This is a genomic window from Sorangium sp. So ce1153 (assembly GCF_051521595.1).
Classification (GTDB): Bacteria; Myxococcota_A; Polyangia; order Polyangiales; family Polyangiaceae; genus Sorangium.
The window spans coordinates 7,884,974-7,899,660 of record NZ_CP150361.1; the positions used below are offsets into that span (position 1 = coordinate 7,884,974).

General features: G+C 76.7%; 7 protein-coding genes. 3 read left to right on the forward strand and 4 right to left on the reverse strand.

The window, feature by feature from the left end; translation table 11 throughout:
* Window positions 1-23: 23 nt before the first annotated feature.
* Entirely contained in the window at window positions 24-3,620 is a 3,597-nt protein-coding gene (locus WME85_RS28350) for an SNF2-related protein (protein WP_437825583.1), read from the reverse strand.
* Between the two features lie 524 nt (window positions 3,621-4,144).
* Between WME85_RS28350 and WME85_RS28355 the strand changes: the two genes are divergently transcribed.
* Window positions 4,145-5,224, forward strand: coding sequence for a serine/threonine-protein kinase (locus WME85_RS28355; RefSeq protein ID WP_437825586.1), 1,080 nt, complete (start codon window positions 4,145-4,147; stop codon window positions 5,222-5,224).
* 132 nt (window positions 5,225-5,356) lie between these two features.
* On the opposite strand, the gene WME85_RS28360 is transcribed toward WME85_RS28355, so the two are convergent.
* From WME85_RS28360 to WME85_RS28370, 3 genes are all read right to left on the reverse strand, one after another.
* A complete protein-coding gene (locus tag WME85_RS28360; protein ID WP_437825588.1) occupies window positions 5,357-6,025 on the reverse strand; it encodes a hypothetical protein in 669 nt (222 codons plus the stop codon).
* Window positions 6,026-6,203: 178 nt separating this feature from the next.
* The gene (locus WME85_RS28365) at window positions 6,204-6,881 is read right to left on the reverse strand and encodes a hypothetical protein (protein ID WP_437825590.1); all 678 of its coding nucleotides are present in this window, start codon (window positions 6,879-6,881) and stop codon (window positions 6,204-6,206) included.
* Between the two features lie 439 nt (window positions 6,882-7,320).
* Window positions 7,321-8,775, reverse strand: coding sequence for a serine/threonine-protein kinase (locus WME85_RS28370; RefSeq protein ID WP_437825592.1), 1,455 nt, complete (start codon window positions 8,773-8,775; stop codon window positions 7,321-7,323).
* A 29-nt stretch (window positions 8,776-8,804) separates the two neighbouring features.
* On the opposite strand from WME85_RS28370, the gene WME85_RS28375 reads away from it, so the two are divergent.
* Together WME85_RS28375 and WME85_RS28380 are read left to right on the forward strand one after the other, a co-directional pair.
* Window positions 8,805-12,926, forward strand: a complete 4,122-nt coding sequence (locus WME85_RS28375; protein WP_437825594.1) for a protein kinase domain-containing protein — start codon at window positions 8,805-8,807, stop codon at window positions 12,924-12,926.
* A 44-nt stretch (window positions 12,927-12,970) separates the two neighbouring features.
* Window positions 12,971-14,674, forward strand: coding sequence for a hypothetical protein (locus WME85_RS28380; protein WP_437825596.1), 1,704 nt, complete (start codon window positions 12,971-12,973; stop codon window positions 14,672-14,674).
* Window positions 14,675-14,687: the final 13 nt, after the last annotated feature.

The window sequence follows — 14,687 nt, forward strand, 5'->3', positions numbered from 1 at the left end:
GCCCCCCCGGGCGTAGCGCCCCCTCAGGCAGGTTCCTGCACCTCGACCTCGCGGCCGCCGTCGAGCGCCAGCTCCCCCTCCCCGCCGTCGGGCCGCCGGAGGCGCTCCGACAGCAGCGACAGGAGGTCGCGCGTCGAGAGCCGGCCCGCCTCGTCCTTGCCGCCAAGGACCTGGGCCACGAGCGAGCGCTTCTCCTCCTGCAACGAGAGCATCTTCTCCTCGATCGTCCCCAGCGCGAGCAGGCGGTAGATGGTGACCGGCCGCCGCTGGCCCAGGCGGTGCGCGCGGTCCGAGGCCTGGTCCTCGACCGCAGGGTTCCACCAGGGGTCGAGGTGGATCACGTTCGTCGCCGCCGTGAGGTTGAGGCCGAAGCCGCCCGCCTTGAGCGAGATCAGAAAGAGCGGCGCCGTGCCCTCCTGGAACTCGCGCACCCGCTCGCCCCGCGCCTTCCGGGGCGTCTCGCCGTCGAGGTAGACATACGCGACGCCCCGCGCGTCGAGCGCCTCGCGCACCAGCGCGAGGTGCGACGTGAACTGGCTGAAGACGAGCGCGCGCTGGCCCTCGGCGCGCAGCTCCTCGACGAGCTCGAGGAAGCGCACGAGCTTGGACGAGACGAGCTCCGAGCCCGCGTCGTACAGGCGCGGGTGCGAGGCGAGGAGCCGCAGGCGCGTGAGCGCCGCGAGGACCTCGACGCGCCGCTCCTGCTCGCGCAGCGCCGCCCGGCGCGACTCGAGGTCGGACAGCGCCGCGAGGCGCGCGTCCTCGTAGAGCTGCCACTCGGCGCTCGAGAGGACGACCGGCACGCGGACCTCGGTGCGCGCCGGCAGCTCGGCCTCCACCTGCGCCTTGGTCCGCCGGAGGAGGAAGGGGGCGAGCACCCGCCCGAGCGCGGGCGCCGCGGCCGGGTCGCTCTGCCGCTCGATCGGCGCGGCGTAGCGGTCGCGGAACGAGTCCCAGCCGCCCAAGAGGCCAGGGAAGACGATGGTGAAGAGGCTCCAGAGCTCGCCGAGGTGGTTCTCCATCGGCGTGCCCGAGAGCGCGAACCTGAAGTCCGCCTGGAGCGCCCGCGCGGCCCGGGCGCGCTGCGTCGTCGCGTTCTTCAGGCTCTGGGCCTCGTCGAAGACGACCGTGGCGAAGCGCCGGGAGGCGAGGCGCGCGGCGTCGCGCGCGAGCAGGCCGTAGCTCACCACGAGCACGTCGCCCGGGGCGAGCCGCGCGAGCGCGTCGGCGCGATCGACGGCGTCCGCGTAGTGCGTGAGGCGCAGGGAGGGCGCGAAGCGCTCCGCCTCGTCCTTCCAGTTGAAGGCGACCGAGGTCGGGGCGACGACGAGCGCCGGCCCGATGTCGCGCCGCTCGAGCAGCAGCGCCAGCGCCTGCACGGTCTTGCCGAGGCCCATGTCGTCGGCGAGGACGCCGCCCGCGCCGAACGACGCGAGCCGCGCGAGCCAGCGGAAGCCGTCGACCTGGTACGGGCGCAGCTCGGCCCGGAGCGCCGCCGGCACCGCCGGGCAGAGCTCGCCGGCCGCCGCGACGCGGTCGAGGAGCTGCCGGAGCGGGCCGTCCGCGTCGAGCGCGGCGCCGGCGGCCTCGAGCTCGCGCAGGACCCAGGCGGCCGAGGGGCCCAGCGTGGGGCCGACGCGGGACGGGTGCACGTGATCGGCGAGGCGCTCGAGGTGCTCGCGCAGCGCCTCGCCGAGCTCCACGTACGTGCGGGGCTCGACCTCCACGTAGCGGTCCTTGCGGCGCACCGCCTCGAGCAGGCGCGCCAGCTCCACCCGCTCGCCCTCGACGCTCAGGCCGCCGAGGACGCCGAACCAGGCGCGCCGCCGCTCGAGGACGACCTTGAGCGCCTGGGGACCGCCGCTCGGCAGCGCGCGCAGGGGCGCGCCCACCCACTCGAGCTCCGGGGGCGGGTCGCGCCGCGCGCACGCGGCGAGCAGGTCGAGCGCCCCGTGCGCGCTGTCGAACCGGTAGTGGAAGGGGCGCCCCTCCTCCAGCAGCTCGGCCCCGGAGAGCGGGAGCTCGGCGCAGAGGGCGCGGGCGAAGTCCTCCTCCTGGCGCAGGTCGCGCACCGCGTGCAGCGCCTTGTCCCCGCGCCGGACGAGCACGTCGCGCGCGCCCGCGCCGGGCGCGAGCGCGGGGCTGTCGACGAGCGGACGCACGCGCAGCTCGACCTCCACCGCGCCGTTCGGCTGGGGCGAGACGCGCAGCACCGGGAGCAGCAGCGCGGGGACCGACTCGCCCATCACGCTGCGCGGCATGGCGACGGGCACGCGCAGCGCCCACCGCGAGAGCGCGGCGAGCAGGGCGGCGTGGCTCTCGGGCGGGAAGAGGTTGCCCTCGCGCAGGAGCACGTCGAGCAGCGTCCGGACCTCGGCCTTGACGTCGAGCAGCGTGAGCCGCCGCGCGCCCTTGTCCCAGTCCCAGAGGAACAGCGCGTCCTCGGGCCGGGCCCGGCGCACGCGCTCGAGCACCGCCGGGGGCAGCGCCGTGCCCTCGACGCCGGCGCTCACCCGCACGACGCCGTGGCGCTCCTCGGCCACGAGGCCCACCGGCGTGCGCTCGACGCGCACGGCGATGTCGGGGGCGTCGTCGAGGAAGAGGCGCGGATGGCCGATGAGCGCCTCGAGCAGCGCGCGCGCGGCGAAGCCGTTGCCCTCGGGCAGGAGCGCCGCGACGCGGGCGTCCTCGGACGCGAGCCGGGCGCCGTGCTCCTGGAGGAGGCGCTTCTTGCCGACCTTCGCGCCGGCGCCGCGCTGGCCCTTCTTGCCCAGCCGGTGGACCCAGGGCGCGACGGCGACGCCGACGTCCTCGACGACCTGGAGCCGCCAGGTGATCTCGACGCCGGCGCGCCCGCCAGGGCCCTCGTCGAGGGCGCGGTCGAGCGCCAGCAAGGTGCGCTCCCAGGTGGGGCGGCCGAGCTCGTCGAGCGCCTGGGAGAAGGCCTCGCTCGGGGGCTGGCGGAGCCAGAGCAGCGCCGCGTCGATGGCCGCGAGCACGTGGACGCAGTCGCCAGCGCCGCAGCTGCACTCGGCCCGGAGCGCCCCCGGCGCGAGGGTGAGCCGCGCCTCCGGCCGGACGAAGCCGGCGCCCGCGCGGTGCGACTCGAAGGGCAGCGGGTCCTCGAAGCGAAAGCCGGGGAGCGCCGCGTCGAAGCGCAGGGCGGCGGCCCGGAGCGCGCGCTCGGGGCGCGGGGCCACGGCGTCCGGCACGCGCGCGCGGAGGGCGCAGAGCCGCTCGTGCGCCGGCAGGGCCCGCGGCTCGCCGGGCGGCCGCAGCAGCGACGGGACCGCGGCGCGCGCCAGGGCCGCGTCGGCGCGCTCGTCCTCGAGGAGGCAAAAGACGAGGGGCGGCAGCGCGGCGCGGAGGCGCGGGGACGGCAGCCACTCGGCGGCGCGGGAGAGCGCGTCGGCGCTCGCGAGGTCGATGAGGCGCCGGCGCGCGCCGAGGACCCGCAGCTCGGGCCAGAGGGCGGGGTCGGCGCGCGGCGCGACCGCCTCGAGGTTCAGCCGGGCGAGGTGCGCGACGCCGTGGCGCGCGAGCCAGGCGAGGAGGGCCTCCCGGGTGTCGAAGGGCGCCGCCGGCGCTGCGGGGGTGGCGGCCTGGGTGTCGTCTGCCATGTCGGGCCGTGCAACGTCGTGGGTGTCCGGGCCTGGTTCAAGCCCGATTTGACCTGCAGCCGATCGGCTCGGAGCAGTAGCGGCGCCGTGACTCGGGGAGACCTCGCGCGGCGCGTCAGCCTCGTCGACGTTCCGGCTGCGGCTCCATCGCACAGGTGGCGCGGAAACCGATGTTCAGCGCCGCTGTGCGATCTTGTGAGCGCAGGTTCCTGACAGGGTCATTGCGAAGGTCGCGCTGTCCAGCGTTCTCAGGATCCCATGTTCGCGATACGCTCTGGGCATGCCCCGGTCCCTGGTCCAGCCGCGTCGCCCGAGAGGCGCGTCGACGCGTCTGGAACACAGAGGCGGCACGGAGGTGTTCCATCGTGTTCCAGCCATCCTCGTTCGATCCCCAGCCCGATTCCCAGAGAAGAGACGGCGCGCGCGCCGCGGCCGCGCTCGCTGATAGACCGGCGGACGCCCGCCCTGCTTCCTCGCGTCGACCGCCGGACTCCCGCCCTGCTTCCTCGCGCCGCGCCGGTCGGATGCGAGGCCGCCTCGTCGGCGGGCGCTACCAGCTCGAGCACCCGCTCGGGCGCGGCGCGATGGGCGAGGTCTGGCGCGCGCGCGATACGGTCCGGCGCGTCGATGTGGCGCTGAAGTTCCTCGTGCTGCCGCGCAACGGGCGGCACCACGAGGCGCTCGATCGGTTCCGGCTCGAGGCCCAGGTCGCGGCGCAGCTCGGGCAGAAGACCGCTGGCGTCGTCGCCGTGCACGACGCCGGCGAGGACCCGGCGGCGGGCGCGTACCTGGTCATGGAGTACGTGCGCGGCCGGTCGCTGCGGCAGGTGCTCCAGGAGCGCGGGACGATGCCGCTGCCCGAGCTCGCGTCGCTCGTCCGAGAGCTCGGAGAGGCGCTCTCGGTGGCGCACGGCCTCGGCATCGTGCACCGCGACATCAAGCCGTCGAACATCCTGCTCGTCGAGGGGAGCGACGGCCAGGCGCGCGCCAAGATCGCCGACTTCGGGATCGCCAAGTGGGTCGGTCAGGGCCGGCCGGCCGACTTCCGCCGGCGGACGGCGGACGGCGTGGTGCTGGGCACGCCGGCCTACCTGAGCCCGGAGCACACGTGCGACGGGCAGGCGGGCCCGCACCTCGACATGTGGTCGCTCGCGGTCGTCGCGCACGAGGCGCTGACCGGGCAGCAGCCGTTCCCGGGCCGCAACCTGGCCGCCGTGCTCGCGTCCATCCTCGTCGGCGCGCGACCGCCGCTGACAACGGTGTGCCCGGGGGCGCCGCCCGCGCTGGAGGCGTGGTTCGCGCGCGCGTTCGCCATCAGCCCTTCAGAGCGGTTCCCGAGCGTGGAGGCGATGGTGTCGGCCTTCGTGGCCGCGGCCGGGGCGCCGCTCAAGGGGCCTGCCGCGGCGCGGGCGCGGCGCGGGCGCCTCGCGGCGGCAGGCGTCGCGGCGGCGATCGGGGTGGCGATCGCGGCATACCTCCTCTGGGGATCGTCCGGGAGCGCCGGCGCGCGCGGGGCGGAGGAGGCCCTCCGCGGCGCGGCGCGCGCGGCCGGTCGCGCCGTGGACGCCGCGCAGGCCTTGCCAGCGCGGTTCCTGGAGCGGTAGGGCGCGGGTCGCCGACGGCCCCCCGCCGTCGGTTTCCCCGTGAATGGCCGTCGCGCCGCGGTCGCGCTGGCGCCTCGGCAGCGACCGCTGTCGCGCTGGCGCCTCGTCAGCCGCGGTCGCGCAGGCGTCCTGTCAGCCGTCGAGGAGCGGCCGGAACTCGTCGGGCAGGACGCCCCGGTCGGCGGCTCGCCGGAGGTTGTCGCGGCAAACGGCGCACGCCGGGGCGTGCTCGCGGTAGCTCTCCGTGAGCCCGTCCAGGCGGAAGATGCCCGCGGCCGCGGCCTCCGTGTCCGGGTGCACGTGGAACTGGACCGCCACGCCGAGCGCATAGAGGGGCTCGCCATCGCGCCGCAGCGCGAAGAGCGAGAACGACGCGTCGTCGCGCGTGCGCCAGCCGTCGATCGAGTAGAGACACGGCGCCTCCCCCTCGGCGCCAGCGTGCCGGCCAAGAAAGAACATGTCGCCCGCGTACGAGACGAGCTCGTCGAGGTCGGTCGCCACCGCGACAGGGATCGGGCGACCGAGCCAGCGCTCGAAGGCGAGCCACACGGCCGCGAGGACCGCCGGATCGGCCGCGGCGTGCTCGTCCACCGCGAACGCGCCGTCAGGGGCGCTCGCCTCCGAGGGACCGCGCACGCCGTAGAGCGACGCCAGCGCCGAGAGCGCGACCTCGGCGTCGAGCGGCGCGCCGGCGCGCTCCTCGTCGCACGCGGCCGCGAACGCCGCGGCGTCGACCTGTGTCGCGAGCCCCGCGCGACGCAGGCTCGCGAGCGCTTCCTCGGGGCGCAGCGGAGTCGTCATGTCCTCATGCCGTCCGGCCCTGTCGTCCGCCCGAAGTCACCGCCGGATCTCGGCTCGCCCCTCATGCACCCTCGCGGCGAGGGTGCACGATCGCACCGCGGAAAGATAGCGGCCGCCGCTCCGGCCCGGCGCCGCCGGAGGCCGAGCCTCCGGCGGACGCGGCGGCCGGCGGGGTCTCTCAGGGCCAGCTCAGCTCTCGGCAGTGGATCTCCAGGAACCGGATCTGCCCCGAGCCCGGGTCGTAGTCGAGGTCCAGCCCCGCCATCACCTGCTTCGCCGGGCAGTTCAGGCTCACGACGTTCCCGGCGTAACCGATCGCCCAGGGCGTGAAGGAAGGCGCGGCGACGTCGAGGGCCATCCCGGTCGCGTCCTTGTGAGCGTACATGATGCGCACGTCTTTCACGTAGGGGCTGGGAATGGGATCCACCCTGAGCTGCAAGCCGATGGGATAGGAGTCGTTCGCGGGGACATGAGTCCAGTGCAGGCCGGGGCGGCTCGGCGCGGCGGAGATGGCCGCGTACGCGTAAGTGCCGGTCCGCGGAAGGGCGATATCCGGGAGGTCGAACTCCCGGCACACGCCGTTCATGCTGGCGATGAACTCGGCAGGATTGGCGAGGGGCTCCTCGTTCACGCTGAGGTCAGTCAACATGTATCCTTCACCGTAGTCGGTGTTGCAGTGAATGTACCCCGAGGCGGTGCCGACCAGGCCCGAGCTCCAGCTCCGGGGGGTCGTGAAGCTACTGACGGTCCAGTTCTCCGAGAGGTTCGGGGCGTCCACCGCGAGATCAGGGTCGGCCGCGTCGACGGCGCAGCCGGCCGCGGACAGGGTGAAGAGCGCGAATGCAAAGCGAACCATGCGCATGGCGATGTCTCCTCGGATATCTTGTTGTCGAGGCAGAGGCGCCGACCGCCCGGCGGGCCAGGACTGGTCCGGTCGCGGCGGCGCCTCGCGCCGGGGCGCCATCGCAAGCGCCTTGCCAGCGCCCAGAGGAATGCGACGCCGCGACATGCGCTGATGGCCATCAGGCAGCATCGCGCGCCGCGCGGACGCGGCCCTCGACGCCGAAAGGCGCGGCCCTCGACGCCGAAAGCCTGCGAGACGACGCGCGGCGCCCCCCGGCGGACCTCGCCGCGCTCTCGGCACGACAGCACCCCGCAGGCGCCCCGCCTGCCACACGCCGGCCGCCCCCCGTCACACCGCCCCCCGTCACACCGCCCCCTGTCACACCCCCTGTGGCAGGGGCAGTGGCAGCGCGCGCCCGTACAGGGCGACACCGCTCACAAGGCGACACCGCTCAGGGTGACACCCGGCGCAGCGCGCCGCCCACGGCCGGACGCGTCGCGGCCTCGGCCTTCCCGGCGAGCCCCTCGGCGAACGCGTCGGTGACGAACACGCCCGCCCCGGTCGGGCCGGGCGCCCAGCGGCGCAGCGCCTCGGGCGTGGCCGCGTGCAGCGCCAGGCGCGGGTGGACCTCGGGGCTCGCGCCGGCCCGCGCGCCGAGCTCCGCCCAGAGCCCGAGCACCCAGCCGAGCGCCCGGTCCGGAGCGCCCTCGTAGGGCGCGGGCAGCGTCGCGAGCAGCGCGTCGGCGCTCTCGACGACGAGCGTCGCCCCGATCCGGGAGAGCGCCGCCCGCGCGGCCTGCAGCAGCCGCTCGACGTCAGCGAGCTCCTCGTCGCCCGCGTCGTCCTGCGCGGCCAGCCCGGCCTCGACGAGCAGCGCGGTGCTCGGCCCGCGCCGCGCGCGCTCGTCCACGCCCGCGCGCGCCGGCGCGCCGACACACGGCGCTTCGACGCGCGCCGCGGAGACCGCCCCGCGCAGCGCCGCGAGCAGCTCGGGCACGCTCGCGTACCGGTCCGCCGGCGCCTTCGCGAGGCAGCGGCGGACCACGGCGTCGAACGTGGCCGACACGGGCGCGCGCTCGCTCGGGAGGGGCGGCGGCGCGCGCAGGTGCATCTCCTCGGTCTCGACCGCGTTGGCGCCCTGGAACGGCAGCTCGGCCGTCACGAGCTGGTAGGCGAGCAGGCCCACCGCGTAGATGTCCGTGCGCTCGTCCACCGCGCCTCCCAGGATCTGCTCGGGCGCCATCGTGAGCGGCGTGCCGAGGATCAGGCTGCTGCTCTTGCCGCCGCGCGCGCCGCCCGGGGGCTGGAGCAGCTTGGCGATGCCGAAATCGACCAGCTTCACGCCCCGCGCGCCGCCCCGGGCGGCGACGCCGTCGAACAGCCCGCCGCGGACCATGACGTTCTGGGCCTTCACGTCGCGGTGCACGACGCCGATCGCGTGCGCGGCCGCGAGCGCGCCGCCGATCTCCTCGAGCAGCGCGACCGCCTCGGCCGGCGAGAAGGCGCCCCGCGCGCGCAGCTCGGCCGCGAGGCTCCGGCCCTCGAGCCACTCCATCGCGATGTAGGGCCGGCCGTCGTCGACGGCGCCGACGCCGCGGATCTCGACGATCGCCGGGTGCCTGAGCCGCGCGAGCACCTCCGCCTCCTGCTGGAAGCGCCGGAGCATCGCCGGCAGGAGCGACAGCTCGCGGCGGAGCACCTTCAGCGCGACCGCCGCGCCGCCCTCGAGCGGCCAGGCGCGGTGCACGACGCCGAAGCCGCCCGCGAGGCGCACCTCGTCGAGCAAATACCCCGCGACCACCGCGCCGGCGGGGAGCGCGTCGGCGGCGGCGATCGTCTCCAGCTCCTGCGGGCGACCCGAGATGACGGCGGTCTCTTCGGGGGTGAGCTCGGCAGTCGGCAGCATGGCAACCCACCCCAGTATACTCGCGCCCCATGCGCTGCTCCGAGTGCCATCGCCGCCTCCCCGCGCAGACCGGCGCCGCGTGCCCGGAGCACGCCCTGACAGCACCGCCGGCGCCGTCGGTGAGCGTCGCAACCGAGGCGAGCGATCCGGATCCGCCCCCGCAGGTCCCGGGGTTCCGCGTCGAACAGATGCTCGGGCAGGGCGGGTTCGCGCGCGTCTACGCGGCGACGCGCGAGGGCGACGGCCGCGCCGTGGCGCTCAAGGTGGCGCGGCGGCAGGACGACGGCCGGATCGCGCGCGAGGCCGCGGCGCTCGGGCGCCTCGCGCCCCCACGGGCGCCCGCGCTGCTCGGCCGCGGTCGCGCCGCCGACCTCCGGCCGTTCCTCGCGCTGGAGCGGCTCCCGGGCAGCTCGCTCGCGTCGCGCCTCGCGGAGCTGCCGGGCGCGGGCGCGATGCCGCTCGACGAGGCCGCGACGCTCGCGCGCGCGATCGCGGCGGCGCTCGACGCGGTGCACGACGCCGGCCTCGTCCACCGCGACCTGAAGCCCGAGAACGTGTGGCTGCGGCCCGGGGGAGAGGTCGCGCTGATCGACTTCGGCCTCGCGGCGCTCTCGCGGGGCGCGCGCGACGCGGACGGCGCGGAGGGCGCGCTCGGGCCCGATCTGACGCGCACCGGCGCCATCCTCGGGACGGCGACGTACATGGCGCCGGAGCAGTGCCTCGGCGCGGGCGGCGTGGACCCGCGGGCGGATATCTACGCGCTCGGCGCGATGATCTTCGAGCTGCTCACCGGCCGGCCGCCGTTCGTGGGGGAGCCGGCCGAGGTGCGGCAGGCCCACGTGGCGCGCCGGCCCGACCCGCCCTCGTCGTTCGCGCCGCTCCCGCCGGCCGCCGATGAGGCCGTCCTGCGCTGCCTGGCGAAGGATCCGGAGGCCCGCCCGGCCCGCGCGAGCGACGTGGCGCGCGCGCTCGCGGCGGCGCTCGGGGCGCGCGTCGCCTCGGCCGGCGGGCGCGCTGTCTCGTCGGAGGCGCGCGCTGTCAGCTCCGACGCGCGCACGGCCAGCTCCGACGCGCGCGCTGCCAGCTCCGACGCGCGCACGGCCAGCTCCGACGCGCGCACGGCCAGCTCCGACGCGCGCTCCCCTCCCCTCGGCCAGCGTCGACCCGTGGCGCTGCTCGCCGTCCGCGCGCGCGAGCGCACCGGTGCGCTCGTCGACATAGCCCGCGCGGAGGGCGGCATCCTGGCGCGCTTTCGCGGGGAAAACACCGTGCTCGCCTTCCCCGCCGCCGAGGCGCCGGCCGACGGGGTGCGCGCGGCGGTGCGGTCGGCCCGGCACCTCGTCGTTGCCGGACTGGCGGAGCCGCCCCTCGTGGTCCACGTGGCGCCGCTCCGCGTGCGCGAGGGCGCGCACGGCGTCACGCTCGCGGGCACCGCGCTGGAGACCGCCGGAACGTGGGGGTCCGGCGCGGCGACCGCGGGCGACGCCGGCGCCGCGCCGCCGGCGGTCCTCACAGCCGAGGCGCAGCGCGCGCTCGCGGAGGGCCCGGACGGCGCGCCGCCCGATCATCTCGACACGCCGCCCGCTCATCACGGCGCGCCCCCGGACGAGCCCGGCGAGGCCGCCCTGCGCGGCCGCGACGCCGCGCTCGCCGCGGCCCTCGCGGCCGTGAGGGAGGCGCTCGACGGCGGCGGGCCGGCGCTCGTGGTCGCGCTCGGCGCCGAGGGGCACGGCAAGACCCGCTTCCTCGACGCCCTCGCGGCGGCGCTCCGCGCCGGCGGCGCGACCGTGCACGCCGCGGCGGCGCTCCGGCCGGAAGCCGCCGAGCGCGGCGCGACCCTCGTCGCCCTCCTGCGGGCCGCCCTGGACCTCCCGGACAGCGGCGCGCTCGACGCCACCGTCGACGCGGCGCTCGCGCGCCGCCTGGGCGCGCTGGAGGCCGCCCGCGCGTGGCCGGCCGTGGGGCTCGCCTTCGGCCGCATGGCCGGCCGCGATCCCGCGGCCGCGCCCCTGCTGGAGGCGGCGGGCGCGCGCCGCCACGCCGAGGCCCGGGCGCTCGCCGCCGCCCTCACGGCCGCCGCGCCGCTCGCGCTGCTGCTCGACGACGCCGACCTCGCGGACGCGGCCGCGCTCGACGCGATCGAGCTGGCCACCGCGGACGGCAGCCCGGCGCGCCTCGCGATCGTGCTCGCGGCCCGGCCGTCGATCGCGTCGCTCCGTCCGGGCCTGGGCGAGCGCGCCGCCCGCCGCCTCGATCTCGACCTCGGCCCGCTCGACGCCGAGGCCGCGGGCGCGCTGCTCCAGGACCACCTTCGCCCGGTGGAGTTCGTCCCGCGCGCCGTGCTCGACCACCTGCGCGCGCTCGGGCGCGGCGTCCCGCGCGATCTCGTGGAGGTCGCCTGCGCCCTGCGGGTCGGCGGCGCCATCCGGCGCGCCCGCGGCGGCGACGGCTGGACCCTCGCGCCGGACGAGCTGCTCTCTCTCTCCGCCGCGCCGCTCGGCGAGCGCCTCGCCGCGCGCGCGCTCGCGGCCCTGCCGCCGCCGCTCGTGGACCTGCTCGAGCGCGCGGCGATTCTCGGCGACGACCTGTCCCCGGCCGAGCTCGAGGCCGCGCTCGACGCCCCGGGCGCGCCGCCGCCGACCGGCGCGCTGGACGCCGGCGTCGGCCTCGCCCGCCTCGCCCGGGCCGGCGTGCTCGTCGCGCTCCCGGCGTCGCCGCCGCGGTACGCCTTCCGGCACCCGCTCCTGCGCGAGGCCGTCGAGGCGTGCATCCCGCCCGCCCGCCGCCGCGCGCTGCACGCCGCCGTCCTCCGGCGCCTCATGCGCGCGCCGCCCGCCGCGGGGTCGCGCGCCCGGATCGCCCACCACGCCGCGGCCGCGGGCGACGCGGCCGCCGCTGCGGAGGCGCACGCTGAGCTCGCGGAGGAGGCGCTCGCCCGGCACGACGTCGTCGAGGCCGAGCAGCGCTTCACCGCGGCCCTGCGCCTGCTCAACGGCGGCGACGGCGGCGACGCCGCGGCCCGCGGCCGGGCGCTCGCCGGCCGCGGCCGGGCGCGCTACCGCCTGCAGCGCCTCCGCGAGTCGCTGGCCGATCTGCGCGCCGCCCGAGCGCTCGCCGAGGCCGCCGGCGACCGGCGCCGCGCGGCCGAGCTCCTCCTCGAGGAGGCGACCGCGCTCGACTGGCTCGAGGACTTCCCCGCCTCCGCGGCGGCCGCCGCGCGCGCGGCGGAGCTCTGCGCCGGCCTCGGCGACGCCCGCCTCGACGCGCGCTGCCTGCTCGCGAGCGGCCGCTCGGACTGCCGCGGCCAGCGCGTCGACGAAGGGATCCCCAAGCTGGAGCAGGCCGCCCGCGGCGCGCTCGCCCTCGGCGACCACGAGGCGCACGTCATCGCGCGGCTGCTGCTGGTCGGCTCGCTCTCTGTGGCCGGCCGCCTCGACGAGGCCGAGCGCCATGGCGAGGCCGTCGTCGACGCCTGCCTGCGCGCCGGCGACGTCTTCCACCTCTGCGCCGCCTACATCAACCGGCTCTTCATGTGGGTGAAGCGGCGCGACGAGGGCCGCGCGCTCGAGGACCAGCGGGAGGCGGTCCGCCTCGCCCGCGAGCTCGGCCACGCCCAGCTCGAGCGCTGGGCCACGCTGAACCTGTCCGAGCTGCGCTACTGGATGGGCGCGCTGGACGAGGCCCTTCCCCTCGCGCGCCGCTGCCTCGACCTCCAGCGGCGCTTCTTCAACCAGCGCCCTTCGCCGGACGACGCCCTCCTCCTCGCCCGCATCCATCTCGCCCGCGGCGAGCACGACGAGGCGGCCCGCCACCTGGCCGAGGCCCGCGCGAGCGTCCCCGACATCGATCTCACCCCCTGTGCCCGGACGCTGGCACGCCTGGTGCACCAAGCCCTGGACGACCGGCCAGCCGGTCGGTTCGACGCTGCGGCGTGGCGCGCGCTCGTACAGGAGGCGCGGCACACCGCGATCCTCCATGAGCACGCCGAGGCGCTCCACGCCGCGGTCCTCTCGGCCCTCCGGGCGGGCGCCGCGGGCGAGGCGCTCGTGTTCCTGGAGGAGGCGAGGGCGGTCTCGGCGGGCTTCTGGGAGCGGCGGTTCGACGAGCTCGAGCGCGCGCTCCTCGCGCCGGGAGCGACCGCCACCGCGTGAACCGGTCAGCCGGCTTGCCGGGACGAAGAAAGGAATCTGACCGCGTGAAGATCTACCGGATCCCTGGGTTGCTTGTGTCCTGTCTCGGGCTCTCGATCGCCGGCGCGGGCTGCGCCGTCGCCGGCGGCGACGCTCCCTCGCTCGACCAGCCGCCGATCTCGGCGCGCGGGGCCGGCACCGGATCGTCCACCGTCGGGCCGGCCACCACCGGGCCGGCCGGCACCGCGTCGGCCGTCGACCTGGTGGCGTCGTGGGCAGAGGCGGTGCAGGGCGTGTATGCCAATGGCCTCTCCGCCGAGGCGCTCACCCGCAACGCGCTGATCACCAACGTGCGCGCCAATCCCGTCATGGTGAGAGTCCCGCTCGCGACCGAGAGCTACGCCGACATCGGCGGTGAGCCCGAGCTCCGCTACCAGCTCCGTCACGAGCCCACGCGCGAGGTGATGCGCTATCTCGTCTCCTGCGCCCTGGAGGAGGGCCAGAGCGTCTCGTACACCGACACGTCGACGGGCGAGGAGTACAGGTTTCCCGGCGAGATCGGGCTCTGCCCACCGTGGGCCACGGGCCCGGTGGGGCCGAAGTGCCGTCAGCTCACCACGGCGTGCCTGCTCTCGCGGGTGAACGCCCTGGGCCGCAACGTCACCCTCTCGCTGCGGGGCCAGGCTTTCCCGGAGCATCGGCCCGGTCTCCTCACGCCGGCGCCGTCCGTGCGCGTGGTGACCGTCACGGAGGACGGCGACGCGATCCCGAGCTTTGCGCGGTGCAAGACCGAGATCTCGGGCGAATCGCGCGACTGCGGCTGGACGCCCGGGCACGTCGGCTCCTGCACCCCGGGCTCGTACGTGTACGTCGGCGCCGGCACCGAGCCCCTGGGCGACTGCGATGCCGACCCGTCGAGCGCCGAGGGGCTTTCCCCCGGCGACACGGTCGTTCGCGTCTGCAGCGGCATCCGCGGCTGCGACAGCGGCTCACCCGACCACATCGAGCCGCGCGCGGTGCGCTGCAGCGGGCGCAGCGAGCCCGCGCTCCACTTCGTCTGCCCCGTCAGCGGCCACTTCAGCGTCATGAGCGGCCCGCGGACGAGCGTCGGCGCCGGCGCCCTGGGTCCGGGGAAGGCGCTCGCCGCGACGCTCCCGCGGCACGCGCGCTTCAGCGTCGCGAGCGAAGTGCAGCCGCTCCCCACGCCGCCGCCCGGCGCCGTCTCGATCCTCGCGGCATCGTTCAAAGCCGCGGAGTATCCGGCGCCGGAGGCGACCGTCTTTCGCTGGCGCGAGGGCGCGTTCTACGGGAGCTTCTGGGGAGATCACCCGCTCAACGATCTGCTCGAGGAGGGCATGAACGAGGTGACCGCAGACGGCGAGTTCCATGGTGCCCGGGCCTCCGGGCAGTCCGTGTTTCGACACGCCTTCGCCTGCACGGGCGAATACTGGACCGATCAGGCAGCCTACGTGGAGCACCGCCTCTGCGCCGGCGCCGGCGAGGAAAAAGACTGCGCCGCGACCTCGGTGGGCGCCTGCGGCGACGCGCACGCCTTCAAGGACTGTCCGCCGCTCGACCAATGCTCCGTCGCCGACGGTGTGCTCGTGGAGGGCGACGGCGATTTCCAGGAGTGCAAAGGCAGCGGCGGGGGCACATGGCACCATCCGATCACGGTCTATCTCAACCACCCGTCGGACGTCATCCGGGACTCCCCGTTTGCGCGGATGGTGTCCGGCGCGGTGTTCGTCGACGCGCCGCTCTGCCCTTGAGCGGCGGCCGCCC